Raw genomic sequence first — 17,169 nt, 5'->3', positions numbered from 1 at the left:
ACTACGTTATCGCATACGCTATGCTGGAGCCGATAAGCAAGTTTTACCAAAGCCTCGACGCGGTGGGGCGCACCACCATGATTACCACGCCCATCCTGCTGCTGGCGGTAGTGGTGCTGCTGGTGCTCGAGCGCAAGTTTCCGTACCGCAAGGGGCTGCCGTTCTTCCGCGAGGGGCTGTTTGTAGACTTGTTTTGGTACACGCTGGTGCAGAGCTACTTTCTGCAAATCCTGATTTTTGGCTTCATCATTGCGCCGCTGGCGGCGCATTTTGGGGCGCGGTTTCACGTGGTGAGCAACTGGCCAATTGTGGCGCAGGTAGCGTTTTTCGTGATTACCCACGACTTCTACATCTACTGGTTTCATCGTTTCCAGCACAACAGCGCCTTCTTCTGGCGCACCCACGAGGCGCACCACTCGGGCAAGCATGTGGACTGGCTGGCCGGCTCGCGCTCGCACATCGTCGAGATTATCATTAACCAAACCATCGAATTTGCGCCCATCGTGCTCCTAGGTGCCAACCCGATAGTGGTACCTATCAAAGCGCTGATTGACGCGGTGTGGGGAATGTACATACACGCCAACATCGACGTGAAATCGGGTAAGCTGCAATACGTTATCAACGGGCCTGAAATGCACCTCTGGCACCATGCCGACCACGAGGAGGTGTACTACGCCAACTTCTCGACCAAATTTGCCTTCTGGGACTGGATGTTTGGCACCGCCTTCTTACCCGCCGACCGCAAGCCGCAGCGCTGGGGCCTGCCCTACGCGTTTCCGAAGGATTACTTCAGCCAGCACGCCTTTTCGGTAGTGCGTTTCGATGAAAAAGCCTTGGCCGAAAAGTCGGCTCTTTTCCGCGCCTACCACGGTGTGCGCTGGCGAGCGTTGGGCTGGCTCGGCACCCGGCTACCTGCCACCAAGGTATTGCAAGGCTGGGAGGTGCCCGAGGAGGCTCACGAAACGGTGCCCGCCCCGCGCCCCGGCGGCAACCCCGAAGCCACTGTGCCCGTTGTGGCCGCTACTGCCGATTCTTCCCGCCCCGTTGCTACCTCCGTCTCTTGAGCTTTAACTTCAACCCTGCCTGGCTGTACCTGGTGCTGGCTTCCGTGATGGAAGTGTGCTGGAACTACAGCCTCAAATACACTAAAATTGCGGATATTAAGGCTATTAACTGGTCGCAATTTTTCTCGGGTACGGCGGGTATCCTAGCGTTGTTGCCGGCTATTTGCTACGTGGCTTTTGGTGTGGGCAACGTCATTTTCTTCTCCAAGGCGCTCAATGTTATTCCTGCATCCACGGCCTTCGCCATCTGGATGGGCATGGCCCTGGTCGGCATCAAGATAGTAGACACGCTGGTGCTGAAAGAGGCCTTTCAGTGGGCGCACGTGTTCTACATCGGCTGCATCCTGGTTGGCATCATCGGGCTGAAGCGCTCGGCGTAGGCGGCACTATGAAGCAGTGGTATTTGGCCCTAGGTGGCCTGCTGGTGGGCTCGGCAGTGCATGCGCAAGCCCATGCGCAAGCCGCTGGCCCGGCACCCCGCATCTGGGACACTAACCACAACGCGTGGCTGGGCTACTTTGGCGATGCGCGCTTGGCGGGGCGCTGGGGCGTGCACACCGAGTTTCAGTACCGCCGCACCAATGGCCTAAGCGACCCTATGCAGTACTTCTACCGCGCGGGCGTAAATTACTACCTGCCTCAGCGGGTGCTAGTGACCCTAGGTGGGACGTATTTGCTATCATTACCCTATGGCGACTACCCTGACCCGGGCCGCACCTTCGAGCGACGCATCTACCAGCTCGTATCGCTGGGGCAGCAGTTTGGCCGGCTCAGCCTCACGCACCGCTTCATTCAGGACCAGCGCTGGCTGCGGATGGAAGGCGAGGACCGATACCTGTTTGAGAACCGCTCGCGCTACCGGGCGCAGCTGAAGCTGGCGCTGAACCGGCCCGAACTTGAACCCGGAACGCTGTATGCGCTGGCGTCGGACGAGCTGTTTATGAGCTATGGGAAGAACGTGCAGGCCAATATCTTCAACCAAAACCGCCTGTATGGCGGCCTAGGCTTTCAATTCACCGACGCGCTGGCGGTCGAGGTCAGCTACCTCAACCAGATTGTGCAGCACGACGACGGTGTGGTGTTTGAGCGCAATCACACCGGGCAGCTGAGCTTGTACTTCACGCCCGACCTGCGGCCGGCCGCGCAGCGGGCCACTGACTAAGCGCCTAGCCCGGTGCGCAAGCGCGAAGTAGTGTTGTAATAAAGCTATCTACCAGTCGATTGTCGGCCGTAGGCCGAAGCTCATGGCGCGTAGTAACTTGCTTGCCTATGCGCCGTCTGCTTCCCGCCCTCCTACTGCTTGCTACCAAGGCTTTTGCCCAAAGCCTGCCCATCATCTCCCAAAACCCGCCCGCCCTGCGCTGGCAGGAGGTGCGCACGCCGCACTTCCGGGTGCTGTACCCGGCGGGGCTCGATACAGCCGCCCAGCGCACGGCCCAGCGGCTAGAGGCCGTGCACGCGCCCAACGGCGCTACGCTGGGCGTGAGCGCGCCGCCCATTGCAGTGGTGCTACAAAACCAGACCACGGTGAGCAACGGCTTCGTGACCTTCTTGCCGCGCCACGCTGAGTTTTTCACGACCCCCGAGCAGGGGCAAACCCTAGGTACCGTAGACTGGCTCGACGGGCTGGTAGTGCACGAATTTCGGCACGTAAATCAGTTCGACAAGGCGCGCCAGGGTTTTGGCAAGGTGCTGGTGCCGCTGCTGGGCGAGGGCGGCCTGGGCGTGGCGGCGGTGGGCGTGCCGCAGTGGTTCTTTGAGGGCGACGCCGTGGGCAGCGAAACGGCTCTCACGCGCAGCGGGCGCGGACGCATTCCGTATTTCGGGCTGGGGTTGCGGGCCAACTTGCTGAGTGGGCGGCAGTACTCATACCAGAAGGCGGTGAACGGCTCGTTTCGTGACCTGGTGCCCGATTGGTACGTGCTAGGCTACTACCTCACCTCCTATGCCAAGGCACACTACGGCCCCACAGTATGGGGCCATGTGCTCGATAAATACTACCGGTTTCCGTTTTACCCGTTCTCTTTCTCAAACAGCCTGCGGCGCACCACCGGCCTGCGCGTAGAAGACCTGTATGCCCGCACCATGCGCGAGCTAGACTCGACCTGGCGGGCCGAGCAGGCGGTGCGGCCCGCGCCTACGCCGGTGCGCGAGCTGGCGGGCCAGGCGGGCACGCGCATCTTCACGCAGTACCAGTACCCGCAGTATGTCAATGACAGTACGGTGCTGGCCCTGAAAAGTGGTCTCGGCGACATTGCCAAGCTAGTGCTCCTAGGTCGGCACGGGCAAGAGAAACGCGTGTTTACGCTCGGCCAGATTAACATCCCGGAGATGCTGTCGGTGGGGGGCAACAAAGTGGTGTGGCCCGAGTTTCGGCAGCAGCCACGCTGGGGGCAGCGTGTGTACTCGGAACTGAAAATACTGGACCTAGGTACCGGCCAGGTGCGCCGCTTGGCCATGGGCACGCGCTACGCGGCCGCTGCCCTCTCGCCCGATGGCACCCGCCTGGTGGCCGTGCGCACCGATGCTAGCTACCACCACACGCTAGTAGTGCTAGATGCTTCGACGGGCCAAGTGCTGCACACGCTGCCCAACCCGCGCAACGACTTCTACCAGCAGCCGCGCTGGCTGCCCGATGGCCGCGTGGTAGCCGTGACCCTCAGTGCGGGAGGTAAAACCTTGCAGGCCCTTGATGTGGCCACTGGTGCCGCGACTAACCTACTGCCGGTGGCCAACGTGAACCTGACCACCCCACAGCCTTGGGGCGACTACGTGCTATACAATTCGCCGCAGTCGGGTGTAGATAATATCTACGCTGTGCAAGTCGCATCAGGCCAGACGTTTCAAGTAACTAATCGACCCTATGGCGCTTATCAGGCAGCCGTTGCTCCTGATGGCCGCCAGGTAGCCTTTCACGACTACCGAGCCACGGGCGCGCGCATTGTGGAGATGCCGCTAGACCCGGCTACCTGGACGCTGCTACCCACCTCCGCTCGCCCCAGTGCCCCAGCTGACCCTTACGCCGAGCGCCTCGCCGCGGGCGAGCCTGCCGCCAAGCAAATAAGCCAGCTACTGGCCTCACCCGATTCGGCGGGGCCGCGCTACGGGGTGCGGCGCTACCGGCCTCTGGCGCATGCGTTTCGCATTTTTAGCTACGGCGTGGTGCAAAGCCCAGCCGGCAATAGCGTGAGCGTAGGCGTGCGCTCGCAAGACTTTCTGAGTACGACGCAGGCCTTTGCGGGCCTCACCTACGACCAGACCGAGCGCACCTTTGCCGCCACCGGCGCGCTCAGCTACCAGGGCCTAGGTCCCGTTTTTGACGTGGAAGGCAGCTACGGCGGGCGCGATGCTAGTATCCTGAATAGCAGAGGTCAACTTTTGCGCGACCAGTGGCGGGTGGCGCGGGTGCTGGCCGGTGCCCGCCTGCCGCTAGTACTCACGCGCTCGAAGTACCTGCAAAGTCTGACCCTAGGGGCCTATTACCTCAACGAGCAGGTATATGGCTACGACTTGCCCGTGCGCCGCCGTAGCGAAACGGGCCCCAACCTGCCGCTGCACGCGCTGCAAACCAACCTATCCTACGCCAGCCAGCTCAAACAGAGCACCCGCGACGTGGCCCCGCGCGGCGGCGCTACGCTGCTGGCCACCTACCGCACCACGCCTTTTGCCACTAATCTACAAGCTAGCCAGGTAGGTGTGCAGGCAGGTGTTTATTTGCCCGGCTTGGCTCGGCACCACAGCGTGCGGTTGCGTGGTGGCTACCAGTATCAGCAGCAAGACCAATACAATTTCACGGCCGCCATTTCGTACCCTAGGGCCGAAACCAGCTACATCAGCTTCGACAACCTCGCGGTGGGTAGCCTCGACTATAGCCTGCCGCTGGCTTTCACGCACCTCACCTTTGGGCGGGTGCTCTACGTGCAGCGCTTCCGTGCTACGGCTTTCCTTGATATAGCCGAGGGCAACCTCCGCCTACCCGCCACAAACCAAACACCCGCGCAGGTGTACGTCCAGGATTTTCGTAATGTCGGTGTCGATGTGCTAGCGTTGTTCAACGTTTTCCATCTGCGCACGCCCATCGAGGCGGGCGTGCGGGTGGCTTACAGCAGTTACCTAGGGCGCGTGGTGGTGCAGCCGCTGGCTTTCAGCGTGCGGCTCTAGCTGCAATGAGCAATGAGCAATGAGCAATGAGCAATGAGCAATGAGCAATGAGCAATGAGCAATGAGCAATGAGCAATGAGCAATTTTAGGCCTTGATTGCCCTTGCTCATTACTCATTGTTCACTGCTCATTATTAATTGCCAAAGACCGGGGCTACTTGCAAAAACTTCTCGATTGCCTGCCGCGTCTCTTCGGGGGCGGAGAGGTGCGCGCTGTGGCCGGGCGTATCAATGACCACCAACTGGCTGTCGGCCAGCGCCTCGTTGATGTAGTTGCCTACGGCCAGCGGCGCAATGACGTCGTGTGCGCACTGCAGTATCAGGGTAGAGGTGGTGAGGAAAGGCAGGTCGACGCGGTGGTCGCTGAAGAACGTGACCCGGGCAAAGTGCTGCGCAATGGCCGGCTGCGTTTGCAAGAAGCTATTGGTCAGCTCTAGCACCAGCTCGGGGTTTTCGGCCCCCACCATTATCGGGGCAATGCCCTGCGACCAGCCGTGGTAGTTGCCCTCCATGGCGGCTAGCAGCTCCTGAATATCTTTTTGCTCGAAGCCGCCCTTGTAGCCTTCCGCATTGACGAAGCGTGGCGAGGGCGCCAGCAGCACCAGCCGCTCAAACCGCTTGGGCTCCTTTATAGCCGCCAGCACCCCAATCATGGAACTGATGGAGTGGCCAACGAAAATAACGTTGTGCAAATCAAGCTCGTGCAGCACGGCCAACAGGTCGTCGGCGTGGGCGTGGAGCGAGCCATACTTAGCGTAGTCGTAGGTGGCTAGGTCCGAGCTGCCAGCTCCCACCAGGTCGAGCAGCAGTACTTGGTAGCGGTCCTCAAAAGCGGGAGCTAGCCGGCGCCAGCTGGTTTGGTCCGAGCCTAGGCCGTGCAAAAACACGATGGCTGGCGCTGGGCTGGCCTGCCCGGTAATAGTGACATTGCTGCGGCGCAGGGCCGGTGTAGCAGGCGTAGAAGTAGTAAGCGTAGCCATTGAATAAAAGGGGTGGGTATTCTTAAAAGGAAAAGAAGTGTGCAGGGGATTTAACTGCAGTATTAAAACAAGGAATTATTGGGAAATATAAAGTCGTTAAGTGCTGAGTAACTTATTGATTACGAGTATAAAAATATAGGATAAGGTAAAGTTAACACTCAAGTAAAAAGAATGCCCAGCGGGAAGGCTGGGCATTGAAATAAGGAGATAGGAAAAGTAGCTTGCTGCGGCCTATACAATGGCCTTATCGACCTCACGCTCTTCTAGGGGAGCCTTCACTTTGCCAATGATGTAGCGCATGCCCTTGTCTTGGGTGAAGTAGTTCCAGGCCCAGGTCAGGAACACGGCAAAGCGGTTACGGAAGCTTACCAGTGCCAGCACGTGCACAAAGCTCCAGGCCAGCCAGCCTATCCAGCCGGTGAGGTGGTATTGCTTACCAAAGAGCTTGACATCGGCTAGGGCGCGGTGGCGGCCCACGGTGGCCATCGTGCCTTTGTCGTAGTAGTCGAAGGGCAGCATGGGCAGGCCCGATACCGCCCGCATGATGTTTTCGCCGAGGTGGCGGCCCTGCTGAATGGCCGGCTGCGCCACCTGCGGGTGGCCGTCGGGGTACTGCTCGGTGGCCATCTGGGCAATGTCGCCGATGGCAAACACGGTATCGTAGCCCGCCACACGGTTGACTTCGTTGACCTTGTAGCGGTTCGACTTGAGCAGGACGTCGGGTGCCAGGCCCTTAATGGGGGCACCCGTGACGCCCGCCGCCCAAATGAGCGTGCGCGTGATGAGCTGCTTCCCCGAGCTGAGCGTAACCGTGTAGCCATCGTACGATTTCACGCGCTCTTCGAGCAGCACTTCCACGCCTAGGTCCTGCAAATACTGCCGGGCCTTCTCCGACACCTCGGCCGACATGCCCTTGAGCAGCACCGGCCCGCTCTGCACCACGTAGATGTCCATCTGCTTGAGGTCGAGCTCGCGGTAGTCGCGTGGGAACACGTGGGCCCGTAGCTCGGCCAGGGCGCCCGCCATCTCCACGCCGGTGGGGCCGCCGCCCACTATCACAAAGTCGAGCATGCTGTTGAGCTGCTCCTGGTCGCCGATTTGCAGGGCCTGCTCAAAGTGCGACAGCAGCGTATTGCGTAGCTCAATGGCGTCGGTCACGTTTTTGAGGGCAATGGCGTGCTGGGCCATCTGCTCGTCGCCGAAGAAGTTGCTGGTGGTGCCGGTGGCCAGCACCAGGTAGTCGTAGCGCAGCAGCCCGATGGAAGTCTCAACTACCTGAGACGTAGCGTCGATGGACGTGACTTCGGCCAGGCGGAAATAGAAATTCTGCTGCTCACCTAATATTTTACGAAACGGCGACACAATGCTGTCGGGATTGAGCCCCGCGGTGGCTACTTGGTACAGCAGCGGCCAGAAACCGTGGTAGTTCTGCTTGTCGATAAGCACTACCTGCACCGGCGCATTGGCCAGCGACTTAGCTAGCTCGAGGCCGCCAAAACCGCCGCCCACTATCACTACGCGCGGCATGCCGAGGTCTTCAATCTTCGTAAGTCCTTCCATAAAAATAAAAAAGCGTAGACGTAGGGCGAGCCGGCAGCGCGGCCGTAGGCGAACAGAAACAGAAGGTAGCCGTACTTTCTGGGCTAACCTCTGGCAACCCGCTGCAAGCGAATGGAGTAAGCTAAGTACTAAAAATTCTCACTACAGTTATGAAAAACATTCTTTTGGCCGTCGGGCTGGCCCTGCTGACCGGCCTTTCAGCCTGCGCCCCGAGGGTTAACGTGGAGCAGCGTGCTAACGTTAACTTCAGCCGTTACCGCACCTTCGACTTTGCCGACACGGAAGTAAAAACCGATGGCGACCAAAATCCGCTGCTGCGCAGCTCCATTACCCAAGACCGTATCAAGCAGGCCATTGCCAGCGAACTCGCCAAGCGCGGCCTGCGGCAGGTAGAAACCAACCCCGACTTCTTGGTGTCGACCCACACCTTTGTGGAGAAGGCCGAGCGCACGGTGTACGACAACTACGGCGGCCCGGGCTACGCTTACCCCTATTCGGTAGGCTACCGCGGCCGGTTTTTGCCCATCAACTACGGCTACTGGTACACGCCTGCCTACTATAGCCAGCCCCGTACCGAGCAGTATCGCGAAGGCACGCTGGTGATTGACTTCATCGACGCCCGCACCAACAACTTGGTGTGGCGCGGCTCGGTGGCCGACCCGGTTGATGATGCTGGCCGCCTAGGTAGCGAATTCAGCAAAAACGCCAAGGATATCCTCGAAAAATTTCCGGTAGCCGAAAAGAAGAGCTAAGCTACCTGCCAGTTTAAGGCAATAAAAAAGGCCCGCAATTACTATTGCGGGCCTTTTTTATTGCCTTGCAACTCGCTACTTGTAGGTCAGGGCAATCGGTAAGTAAGCTGGGCTGCTAAAGCTGCCCTAGCGAAGCAAAGTCATTGCTGGCGTAGTAATCACTACTAGTAAACTATACTCGACACTATTTTTGATATAAAGTATTAACATAAAGCATTTTATTCTTAATTTTGAATCTGATATAAGCTGCTCTATATAATAGTATTTTGAAGTAGTATGTATTATCTCAGGTAGCAAACTTCCCATGAGATAGCCAACGCAGGCAAAACACATTGCCCTTGTTTGCTGGCAGAATACCACCTAGGGCCTTTTGTAATTAGCTGTGATAGTGAATAGGTACTAATGAACCCATTAAAAGCAATAATTAAGTCAGCTTTAGCCAGCAGAGCACAGCGGCACGTGCGGCCTTTCAAGGATTTGATTTATCTCGGCTCGGTTAATCACGGCTATCACGTTCCGGCTAGTTACCTAACCAGCGCTTCCGTGTGCTATTGCGTTGGCGCCGGCACGGACGTTTCGCTGGACACAGAATTAGCATCCAGATTCAACGCGCGGGTATTTGTGTTTGACCCCATGCCCTATGCCTTGGCTCATTTTACTGATTTGGTAAAGAGTGCAAAAGCGGGCAAGAAGTACTATGCCGATAGTAATAAAACCGGCTACGCGTACACCATAAGCTCCGAAGCGCTTGCTGCCGTAACGTACTGTGCAACTGGGGTGTGGAATGAGAAAAAGATAGTTAAGTTTTACGTGCCGGCCCGGGATAACTACGCTGGGCACTCCATTACTAATCTGCAGAAGACCGAAGCGTATATAGAGGCTCCCGTGGATACGCTCGTCAACATCATGCGCGAGCTAGGACATCAGCAACTCGACTTGTTAAAACTGGAGATTGAGGGCTCTGAGTACACGGTTATTGAAGACGTACTGGCGAATAGGATAGACGTAAAAATTATCTTGGTGGAGTTTGATGAGTTTCACCATCGAGGAGGGTTGGCGCGGCTCTTGGCAATCCGCAACATCGAAAAATCATCGCAGCAGTTGCTCAATGCGGGATATAAGCTGGTGCATTCGCTTGGCTTTTATAAGCGAACATTCATTAGAGAAGATATTCTAGAGGAAATAGGTAGCCGCTACTAGCTAGCCACGCTCTTTGTCGTAGAAAAACTCACTTGGGCCCGTGGCACCACGCCGCTGCTGGGCCTCCTGCGCCCGCAGTTCTACGCGCCGAATCTTGCCGCTGATGGTTTTGGGTAGCTCGGGCACAAACTCCAGAATGCGGGGCATTTTGTAAGGCGAAAGGTGCGCGCGGCTGTAGGTAAACAGCTCGTGCGCCAACTCGGCCGATGGCGCTAGTCCTGGGCGCAGAATAACGAAGGCTTTGATTTCGTGCCCTTTGATGGCGTGGGGCGAGCCTACTACAGCAGCTTCTACCACGGCGGGGTGCTCGACGAGTACGCTCTCGACCTCGAAGGGGCCGATGCGGTAGTCGCTCGATTTTATCACGTCGTCGTCGCGGCCCACAAACCAGAGGTAGCCGTCGGGGTCGCGGTAGGCCTTGTCGCCGGTGTAGTAGAGGCCGTGCCGAAACACGCTGGCCGCCCGCTCGGGCTCGCCGAAGTAGCCCGTAAACAAGCCGTTGGGCCGGCCTGTGTCGGTGCGCACGGCAATGTGGCCTTCGGCTAGGTCGGACAACCGGTGGCCCTCGTCGTCGGCTATCACCACATCGTACATAAAAGAGGGGTGGCCCATGCTACCTAGGCGCACCGAGGCGCCGGGCAGGTTGTAAACCATAGCCGTGCTCTCCGACTGCCCGTATCCATCGCGAATGAGCTGGCCCGTGCCACGCTGCCACGCCTCTATCACTTCGGGGTTCAGTGGTTCGCCCGCGCTCACGCACTGCCGAAAACTGAACTTATAAGCCCCTAGGTCCTCCAGCACCAGCAGGCGCAGCACCGTGGGCGGCGCGCAAAACGTACTTACCTGCTCCCGCGCTAGCGTGGCTAGCAACGGCCCGGCCGCAAAGCGCCCGCCGCCCTGGTACACCACCAGCGTAGCGCCCACGCTGAGGGGCGCGAAAAAGCTGCTCCAGGCAAACTTAGCCCAGCCCGACTGCGAAATATTGCAGTGCCGGTCGGTGGGCCGCAACCCTATCCAAGCGGCAGTGCTGAGGTGGCCCACCGGGTACGAAAAGTGCGTGTGCGTCACGACCTTGGGCAAGCCCGTGGTGCCCGAAGTGAAAAACAGAAACAGTGGGTCGTCGGCGTGGGTAGCGTGGGCTTCGGCATGGCTGGGCAGCCCGGTAGTACCCGCAAAGCCGACCCAGCCGGGGCGCTGCACGTTGGGCCCGCCCACCAGCATTTTGAGGCGAATAGTCTGACCTAGGGCCTGCTCGGCGGCGTCGATTTTGGCGGCGTTGTCGAGGTCAGCCACCACTACGGCGGGCAGCAAGCGGCCAAAACGGTATTCGAGGTCCTTTACGGTAAGGATGCTGGCGGCCGGAATCAGCACCTGCCCGCCCTTGATGCCGGCCACGTAGGTATCCCACAGCTCGGCGCACACGGGCACCATCAGCAACACCACCTCTTGAGGGCGCACGCCTGCCTGGCGCCAGAAGTTGAGTAGGCGGTTGGCGCGGGCGGCCAGCTCGGCGTAGCTTATTTCTTGGTGGCCAGTGTCATCGGCCAGTACGAGGGCCGTTTTGTCGGGCTGCGTGGCCACGTGCAGGCCTTCCAGTATGTCGGCCGTCCAGTTAAAAAACTCCGGTTTGGGCACCGGTAAGGTGCTTAGCTCGTGGTAGGTGCCGGCCTCCGCTACTTGCTGGAAGCGCCGAAAATAAGCTTGCATAAAACCTAGGGCGTGGGTGGAAGAGGAAGTGCGAGGGCGCAGCCGGCCCGGTGGGCGGAACGAATTGCAACCGGCCGGAAGTTAGTACGAAACTTCTAGCCTTGTTAAATTACCCGCCATGAACGCATTACCGCTTGTTTCGCTGCTAGTAGGCGGCCTCGCGCTGGGGTCGGCTGCGCCATTAGCCCCGTCGACTGTGCCCGCCACCGAAACCGTGACGGTAGTAGTGTCGGCCCTGGCCTCGACCAGCTCCGTGGTGAAGCTGAATTTCTACAACGCGCCCGACAAGTTTTTGAAGTCGGGGCAAATGGCTATTCGGATGGTGGTGCGGCCCGATGGCAAGAGCACGCTCTCGATACCAGTGGCGCTGGCGCCCGGCGAGTGGGCCGTGGCCGTGTCGCAGGACCTGAACAATAACGACAAGCTCGACAAAAACTTCCTAGGCATTCCTACCGAGCCCTTTGCCTTCTCCAACAACGTGAAGCCTCGCCTGGCCGCGCCTAAGTTTGAGGAGTGCAAGTTCACGGTGGCCGGGCCCGGCCAGGTCGTGACCATCAACGATTGGAACGACTTCTAGGCCTCGATTTCGGGTCAACAAAACGTCTGTCATGCTGAGCCCCGCGAAGCATCTCTACTGCTTCCTCCAACAGTGCGGTAGAGGTGCTTCGTGGGGCTCAGCATGACAGACGTTTTGTTGCGTAAAGCAAGCTGCTTAGCATCAGGCCCGAAACGGGTGGCTGCCGCGGGCCAGGCGCTCAGCCAGCTCCACGGCGTAGCGGGCGCGGGTTTCGGGGCGCTTGGCGTCGGCCACCTTGCGGGCCATGGCCCGGCGCATAGCGCCAGTTTGCCGCGCAAAAGCGGCTTCGGCCTCGGGCCAGGCACCTAGGGCTTCGGCTAGCTCGTCGGGCAGGTCCACGTGCTCGGGGTTCGGGTCGGGTGTCAAGCACACATCTACTTCCTGCCCAATTGTGAGGCCTAGGTGCTGGCACAAGTCTTTGCGCAGCATGAGGTGCCGCCCGCCCCCTTCCAGCGGTAGCAACCCCAGGCGCTCGGCGTGGCCGTTGAGGGTTGCTACTACCCGCTTGGTGGCCTTGCCGCCCACGGCCAGCCACGCCGCCTCGGGCACCACAAGTATCTGCGTAGGCATGAAGCTAGGGCCACCGGCTTCGAGCACAGCTCGGAAGGTGGCAGAGGGCGGGGTATCAGTACGCATACTGCTGCTAATTAACGTAGCTGAGCGGCTAGTTGTGCGGCTTCTTGCTGGAGCCACAAAGCGTACTCTAGGGTAGCCGGCTGGGCCGGAAAGCCCTTGGCCGCGGCGCTCTGGGCCAGCGTGGTAGTAAAGCCAGCCTGGCGCCGGCGCTTATCTACGCGCGCTAGGTCCTGGATGGGCCACACGAAGGCGATGGTGTGCTGCCGGCCGGTGGTGTGGTCGAGCACGGTGTAGCCGGTGGTTTGGGTGCCGTACACTTGTTCCTGGCCGTCATCCATGAGCTTGCGGTCGAGCATTTGGGCGTAGAGCGGGTAGGGAATTTCGCCTGCCTCGGCGGCGCCCTGCACCCAAATCAGGTACTGCGGAATCTTATCTGAGTGTTGCAGCACGGCCCACGCTGCTTCGTTGGTGGGGCTGCCCACTAAGCTTTTGCCGGGGTAGCCGTAGCGCCAGATTATTTCCTCTACGCGGCGCAGGTTGGTGCTATCGGTGCGGTGCATGGCAGCCAGCACGTAGCTGCTTACCTGCGCTTTAGGTACCCCTAGGGCGGTAGCCAGCGAGTCGGCCTTGCCCTTGCGAAACCGCGCCATGAGCTTGCGGTAGCGCTGGTCCTGCCCCCGAATGCTGTCCAGCTCGTGCTGTAGGCGCCGGTCGAGGGGGCGCTGGGCCAGGGCCGGCAGCGCGGCCAAACTAAGCAGCAGGTACAGTAGCAGTTTCATAGGTGAATGAGCCTGAATCGTTTCCCTAGGTTACTTAACTCTGCCGCACCTGCCCCGTGCCGCGCAACAGCCACTTGTAGCTCGTCAGCTCGGTTAGGCCCATGGGGCCGCGGGCGTGCAGCTTCTGGGTACTAATACCAATTTCGGCCCCTAGGCCGAATTGCGCCCCGTCGGTGAAGGCCGTGGAAGCGTTGGCGTACACGGCGGCGGCATCGACGAGCCGCAAAAACTGGTCAATGTGCGTCTCATCTTCGCTCACAATGGCCTCGCTGTGGCGCGAGCCGTGGCGGGCAATGTGGTCGAGCGCCGCGCCTAGGTTTGGTACCGTTTTCACGGCTAGCTTATAATCCAGAAACTCAGTGCCAAAGTGGGCCTCGGTGGCCTCGGCCAGCAATTCGGCAGGGTAAGCGCCGGCCAGCGCGGCGTGGGCCGGCGCATCGGCAAACACCTGCACCTGCGCCTCGACCAGCGGGGCTAGCAGAGCTGGTAGGTCAGCCAGGCGGTGTTCGTTAAGGAGTAGGCAGTCGAGCGAGTTGCACACGCTCACGCGGCGGGTTTTGGCGTTGGCCACGATGGCGCGGCCCTTTTCTAGGTCGCCGGTTTCGTCGAAATAGGTGTGTACCACGCCCGCCCCAGTTTCGATAACCGGCACCCGCGCGTTTTTGCGCACGAAGTCAATTAACCCCTGGCTGCCCCGCGGGATAACCACATCGACGTAGCCCACCGCCGTAAGCAAGGCCTCGGTGGCGGCGCGCTCGGGCGGCAGCAAAGTCACGGCAGCCAGCGGCACCCCGTGCTGCGTGAGTACGGGGCCGGCCACTGCCAGCAGCGCCGCATTGGAATCAGCAGCATCCGAGCCGCCCTTGAGCAGGCAGGCGTTGCCAGTCTTGAGGCACAGCGCCAAGCTGTCAAACGTCACGTTGGGCCGCGCCTCGTAGATAATACCCACCACGCCAAGCGGCACGCGCACCTTGCTTAGCTGCAAGCCGTTGGGTAGCGTTTGCTCGCTGAGGGTGGCACCTAGGGGCGAGGCTAGAGCGGCCACGTTGCGCAGGTCTTGGGCTATGCTTTGCAGGCGCTCGGGCGTGAGACGCAGGCGGTCGTAGCGCGGGTCGGTGGCGGGCATGCGGGCCAGGTCCTTGGCGTTTTCAGCCAATAGAAAGTCCGTATGCGCCACCGTAGCGTCGGCTAGGTCGCGCAGTAGGGCGTCGATGGTAGCGGGGGCCACGGCGGCCAGGGTGCGGCTGGCCTGCTGAGTGGCACTGAAGAAGGCGGAAAAGTCGGTCATGGGGCAACGAAGCAACTGCCTCACAAAGAACGGCGCTATCAGCTTAACCCCGTGCCTACTATCGGCTTACCAGACAACACACTTGCTCAGTGGGTCTAAACCGACTGCCAAGTTCCTCTCTAGCCTTCTGCCGTCAGAAACAGGTAGTCGTAGTGCACCAGCGGGCGCTGGCCATGCTGGCCCAGGCGCTCGCGGGCCTTATCGGCACTGTATTCGGCCAGGCCGAAGCCTAGGGCTTGGTTCTCTGTATCAACTAGCCGCACGAGGTCGCCCTTCTGAAATTCGCCCTCGATGCGCACCACGCCCACCGGCAGTAGGCTGGTGGCCTGACCAGTGGCCAGCAGGGCAGCGCGGGCGCCGGCGTTTATATGCACTGTGGCCTGAGCGGTTTGGGCGTGGGCAAGCCACTTCTTGGTGCCCGAGGCGCGCTTGCTGGGCTGAAACCACGTGCTAATGGCTGTCTCAGCCAGGATGCCGGGCAGGATGTCGGGCGTCTTGCCATTGGCGATGTGCACGCTGATACCTAGGCGCGCCACCTTGTGGGCAATGGAGCACTTGGTGAGCATACCGCCGCGCCCAAACTGCGAGCGAGTGGCCGTCACAAACTCAGCAAAGCCCGTGTCGGCCGGGGCAATGTGCCGAATAACCTTGGCCTCGGGCCGCGACGGGTCGCCATCGAAAATACCATCTACGTTGCTCAAAATGAGCAGCGCGTCGGCATTGAGCATACTGGCTACCAAGCCTGCCAGCTCGTCGTTGTCGGTGAACATGAGCTCCGTGACCGAAATCACATCGTTCTCATTTACAATCGGAATAACATTTTGCTGCAGCAGCTCTTGAAAGCAGTTCTGCATGTTCTGATAGTGCTGGCGGTCGCGGAAGTCCTCCTTGGTCACGAGCACTTGCGCGCCCAACAAGCCGTGCGGCGCTAGCAGCGCGGCGTACAGGCTCAGCAGCTTTACCTGGCCCACGGCGGCCAGCAGCTGGCGACTGCGCACGGCATCGGCCTTAGGCGGCAGCGTAATGAGGCTGCGCCCCGCTGCCACGGCCCCCGACGACACCAAGATGACCTCGCAGCCTTGGTTTTTGAGGCCTACTATCTGGTTTACCAGCTGGGCCATGCGGTCCTCATCGGGCAGGCCGTTGGGCTGGGTGAGGACGTTGGAGCCAATTTTGACAACGAGGCGGCGGTAGGGCAGGGGCATGGGACAAAAATAGAAGCCCCTCCTCGCCAAACACCTAAAACGGCTGTCATGCTGAGCTTGCGAAGCATCTTCTCACGCTAGAAAGGTTTGTTCCAACGTGAGAAGATGCTTCGCAAGCTCAGCATGACAGCCGTTTTAGAAAGGCCATCGGTTTAGCCCGGCAACTGTAAGCTTGCCAGTTGCTTATTGATGAAATCAACCTCCTCGAAGCTTAGCTGCACGTCCATTGCCTTAGCGTTTTGGGTGGCTTGCTCGGGGTTGCGGGCGCCCACCAGCGCCACCGTGATACCGGGTTGCGCCAGCGTCCAGCGTAGCACGAGTTGCCCTAGGGTGGCATTTTTGCTCTCGGCCATCGGGCGTAGCTTGTTCAGAAAGTCATTCACGGCCGTTACGGCCTCGGGCTTGAACAAGCGGTTGGTGCTGCGCAGGTCGCTAGCGTCAAAGTGCTGGCCAGGCTTCATCTTGCCAGTGAGCAAGCCCAGCTGCAAGGGGCTGTACACCAAGATGCCTAGGTCGTGCTGCTGCGTGTAGGGCACCACGTCTTTCTCGATATCGCGGCGCAGCATGCTATACGGCACTTGGTTGCTGGCCAGCTTGATGGTTTTCTCGGCTTCCTCCATTTGGGCCACCGAGTAGTTGCTGACGCCTGCGGCGCGCACCTTGCCCTGCTCGATGAGGCGCTGCAAGGCCTCCATGGTTTCGGCGATGGGCGTGGTCACGTCGGGCCAGTGCTGCTGGTAGAGGTCGATATAATCAGTACCTAGGCGCTTGAGACTGTCCTCACACTCCTTGATGATGCTATCGCGGCTGGCGTACTTGTACACGTCCACGTCCTGGCCGTCGTTGTTCTTGGTTTTCATGGCAAAGTCACCTTTGCTATCGTCCCAGCGCATGCCAAACTTGGTGAGCACCTGCACCTTGTCGCGGGGCAGGCTCTTGATGGCCTCGCCTACTATCTGCTCGCTCAGGCCCATGCCGTAGATGGGCGCCGTGTCGATGCTGGTCACACCCAGGTCGTAAGCGGCGTGAATGGCGCCCACGGCGTCGTTTTGCTCGGTGCCGCCCCACATCCAGCCGCCGGCTGCCCAGCTGCCAAAGGTGATGCGCGAGACACTAACGTCGGACGAGCCTAATTTCTGATATTCCATGAGTTACGTAGGTTCTTGAAAGGAAATTGCTACCTAGGCTTACCGGCTGGCCGGGCCGAAGGTTACGGCATGGCCTAGCGCAGCGGCGGCGAACGCTGAGCCGTGGTGGCGTGTTAAGGCAGGTGAAAAGCAAACATTTCGCCGCCCCCGCGGCTTCGTGTTTTTTCGATTAT

Annotated in this window: 15 protein-coding genes; 7 read left to right on the top strand and 8 right to left on the bottom strand. The window is 59.8% G+C overall.

The window, feature by feature from the left end:
• Positions 1 to 20: 20 nt before the first annotated feature.
• The 4 genes from JAO77_RS19960 (at position 21) to JAO77_RS19945 (ending at position 5,225) form a co-directional block, all read left to right on the top strand.
• Positions 21 to 1,064 (top strand): sterol desaturase family protein, encoded by a 1,044-nt coding sequence (locus JAO77_RS19960; protein WP_235998529.1) that lies wholly within the window; start codon positions 21 to 23, stop codon positions 1,062 to 1,064.
• Positions 1,061 to 1,444 carry a DMT family transporter gene (locus JAO77_RS19955; RefSeq protein ID WP_198992209.1) on the top strand — a complete coding sequence of 128 codons (384 nt, stop codon included), beginning with the start codon at positions 1,061 to 1,063 and terminating at the stop codon, positions 1,442 to 1,444. Before JAO77_RS19960 ends, JAO77_RS19955 begins: the two co-directional genes overlap by 4 nt.
• A gap of 8 nt (positions 1,445 to 1,452) precedes the next feature.
• A complete protein-coding gene (locus JAO77_RS19950; protein ID WP_198992208.1) occupies positions 1,453 to 2,226 on the top strand; it encodes a DUF2490 domain-containing protein in 774 nt (257 codons plus the stop codon).
• Positions 2,227 to 2,333: 107 nt separating this feature from the next.
• Positions 2,334 to 5,225 (top strand): TolB family protein, encoded by a 2,892-nt coding sequence (locus JAO77_RS19945; RefSeq protein WP_198992207.1) that lies wholly within the window; start codon positions 2,334 to 2,336, stop codon positions 5,223 to 5,225.
• A 133-nt stretch (positions 5,226 to 5,358) separates the two neighbouring features.
• Here the strand turns inward: JAO77_RS19945 and JAO77_RS19940 are convergent, their stop codons facing one another.
• A complete protein-coding gene (locus JAO77_RS19940; protein ID WP_198992206.1) occupies positions 5,359 to 6,204 on the bottom strand; it encodes an alpha/beta fold hydrolase in 846 nt (281 codons plus the stop codon).
• Positions 6,205 to 6,435: 231 nt separating this feature from the next.
• Complete coding sequence (locus tag JAO77_RS19935) at positions 6,436 to 7,764, bottom strand: NAD(P)/FAD-dependent oxidoreductase (protein WP_198992205.1); 1,329 nt, start codon at positions 7,762 to 7,764, stop codon at positions 6,436 to 6,438.
• Between the two features lie 149 nt (positions 7,765 to 7,913).
• On the opposite strand from JAO77_RS19935, the gene JAO77_RS19930 reads away from it, so the two are divergent.
• On the top strand, positions 7,914 to 8,516 hold the full coding sequence (locus JAO77_RS19930) for a DUF4136 domain-containing protein (RefSeq protein ID WP_198992204.1): 603 nt from the start codon (positions 7,914 to 7,916) through the stop codon (positions 8,514 to 8,516).
• 402 nt (positions 8,517 to 8,918) lie between these two features.
• Positions 8,919 to 9,716, top strand: a complete 798-nt coding sequence (locus JAO77_RS19925) for an FkbM family methyltransferase (protein ID WP_198992203.1) — start codon at positions 8,919 to 8,921, stop codon at positions 9,714 to 9,716.
• On the opposite strand, the gene JAO77_RS19920 is transcribed toward JAO77_RS19925, so the two are convergent.
• Complete coding sequence (locus JAO77_RS19920) at positions 9,717 to 11,423, bottom strand: acetate--CoA ligase (protein ID WP_198992202.1); 1,707 nt, start codon at positions 11,421 to 11,423, stop codon at positions 9,717 to 9,719.
• A 118-nt stretch (positions 11,424 to 11,541) separates the two neighbouring features.
• Here JAO77_RS19920 and JAO77_RS19915 point away from each other — a divergent pair, with 118 nt between their 5' ends.
• Entirely contained in the window at positions 11,542 to 12,000 is a 459-nt protein-coding gene (locus tag JAO77_RS19915) for a DUF2141 domain-containing protein (protein WP_198992201.1), read from the top strand.
• Between the two features lie 141 nt (positions 12,001 to 12,141).
• On the opposite strand, the gene JAO77_RS19910 is transcribed toward JAO77_RS19915, so the two are convergent.
• The 5 genes from JAO77_RS19910 to JAO77_RS19890 all read right to left on the bottom strand — a co-directional run bounded on the left by JAO77_RS19910 (position 12,142) and on the right by JAO77_RS19890 (position 16,996).
• Positions 12,142 to 12,636 carry a YdeI/OmpD-associated family protein gene (locus JAO77_RS19910; protein ID WP_198992200.1) on the bottom strand — a complete coding sequence of 165 codons (495 nt, stop codon included), beginning with the start codon at positions 12,634 to 12,636 and terminating at the stop codon, positions 12,142 to 12,144.
• A gap of 11 nt (positions 12,637 to 12,647) precedes the next feature.
• Positions 12,648 to 13,355 (bottom strand): hypothetical protein, encoded by a 708-nt coding sequence (locus JAO77_RS19905; RefSeq protein WP_198992199.1) that lies wholly within the window; start codon positions 13,353 to 13,355, stop codon positions 12,648 to 12,650.
• Positions 13,356 to 13,389: 34 nt separating this feature from the next.
• Entirely contained in the window at positions 13,390 to 14,643 is a 1,254-nt protein-coding gene (locus JAO77_RS19900) for a glutamate-5-semialdehyde dehydrogenase (RefSeq protein WP_198992198.1), read from the bottom strand.
• A gap of 119 nt (positions 14,644 to 14,762) precedes the next feature.
• Positions 14,763 to 15,848 carry a glutamate 5-kinase gene (gene proB, locus JAO77_RS19895; protein WP_198992197.1) on the bottom strand — a complete coding sequence of 362 codons (1,086 nt, stop codon included), beginning with the start codon at positions 15,846 to 15,848 and terminating at the stop codon, positions 14,763 to 14,765.
• 152 nt (positions 15,849 to 16,000) lie between these two features.
• Positions 16,001 to 16,996, bottom strand: coding sequence for an aldo/keto reductase (locus tag JAO77_RS19890; protein WP_198992196.1), 996 nt, complete (start codon positions 16,994 to 16,996; stop codon positions 16,001 to 16,003).
• Between the last annotated feature and the right edge of the window lie 173 nt (positions 16,997 to 17,169).

Origin of the sequence: Hymenobacter sp. BT559 (genome assembly GCF_016427535.1) — a bacterium.
Lineage (GTDB): Bacteria > Bacteroidota > Bacteroidia > Cytophagales > Hymenobacteraceae > Hymenobacter.
This window is presented reverse-complemented; position numbering and strand designations above follow the sequence as displayed.

Excerpts from the sequence above, each read along its gene's own strand:
- JAO77_RS19960 (WP_235998529.1), top strand. The coding sequence starts at position 21 with ATGCTGGAGCCGATAAGCAAGTTTTACCAAAGCCTCGACGCGGTGGGG.
- JAO77_RS19950 (WP_198992208.1), top strand. The coding sequence starts at position 1,453 with ATGAAGCAGTGGTATTTGGCCCTAGGTGGCCTGCTGGTGGGCTCGGCA.
- JAO77_RS19945 (WP_198992207.1), top strand. The coding sequence starts at position 2,334 with ATGCGCCGTCTGCTTCCCGCCCTCCTACTGCTTGCTACCAAGGCTTTT.
- JAO77_RS19940 (WP_198992206.1), bottom strand. The coding sequence starts at position 6,204 with ATGGCTACGCTTACTACTTCTACGCCTGCTACACCGGCCCTGCGCCGC.
- JAO77_RS19935 (WP_198992205.1), bottom strand. The coding sequence starts at position 7,764 with ATGGAAGGACTTACGAAGATTGAAGACCTCGGCATGCCGCGCGTAGTG.
- JAO77_RS19930 (WP_198992204.1), top strand. The coding sequence starts at position 7,914 with ATGAAAAACATTCTTTTGGCCGTCGGGCTGGCCCTGCTGACCGGCCTT.
- JAO77_RS19925 (WP_198992203.1), top strand. The coding sequence starts at position 8,919 with ATGAACCCATTAAAAGCAATAATTAAGTCAGCTTTAGCCAGCAGAGCA.
- JAO77_RS19920 (WP_198992202.1), bottom strand. The coding sequence starts at position 11,423 with ATGCAAGCTTATTTTCGGCGCTTCCAGCAAGTAGCGGAGGCCGGCACC.
- JAO77_RS19915 (WP_198992201.1), top strand. The coding sequence starts at position 11,542 with ATGAACGCATTACCGCTTGTTTCGCTGCTAGTAGGCGGCCTCGCGCTG.
- JAO77_RS19910 (WP_198992200.1), bottom strand. The coding sequence starts at position 12,636 with ATGCGTACTGATACCCCGCCCTCTGCCACCTTCCGAGCTGTGCTCGAA.
- JAO77_RS19905 (WP_198992199.1), bottom strand. The coding sequence starts at position 13,355 with ATGAAACTGCTACTGTACCTGCTGCTTAGTTTGGCCGCGCTGCCGGCC.
- JAO77_RS19900 (WP_198992198.1), bottom strand. The coding sequence starts at position 14,643 with ATGACCGACTTTTCCGCCTTCTTCAGTGCCACTCAGCAGGCCAGCCGC.
- proB (WP_198992197.1), bottom strand. The coding sequence starts at position 15,848 with ATGCCCCTGCCCTACCGCCGCCTCGTTGTCAAAATTGGCTCCAACGTC.
- JAO77_RS19890 (WP_198992196.1), bottom strand. The coding sequence starts at position 16,996 with ATGGAATATCAGAAATTAGGCTCGTCCGACGTTAGTGTCTCGCGCATC.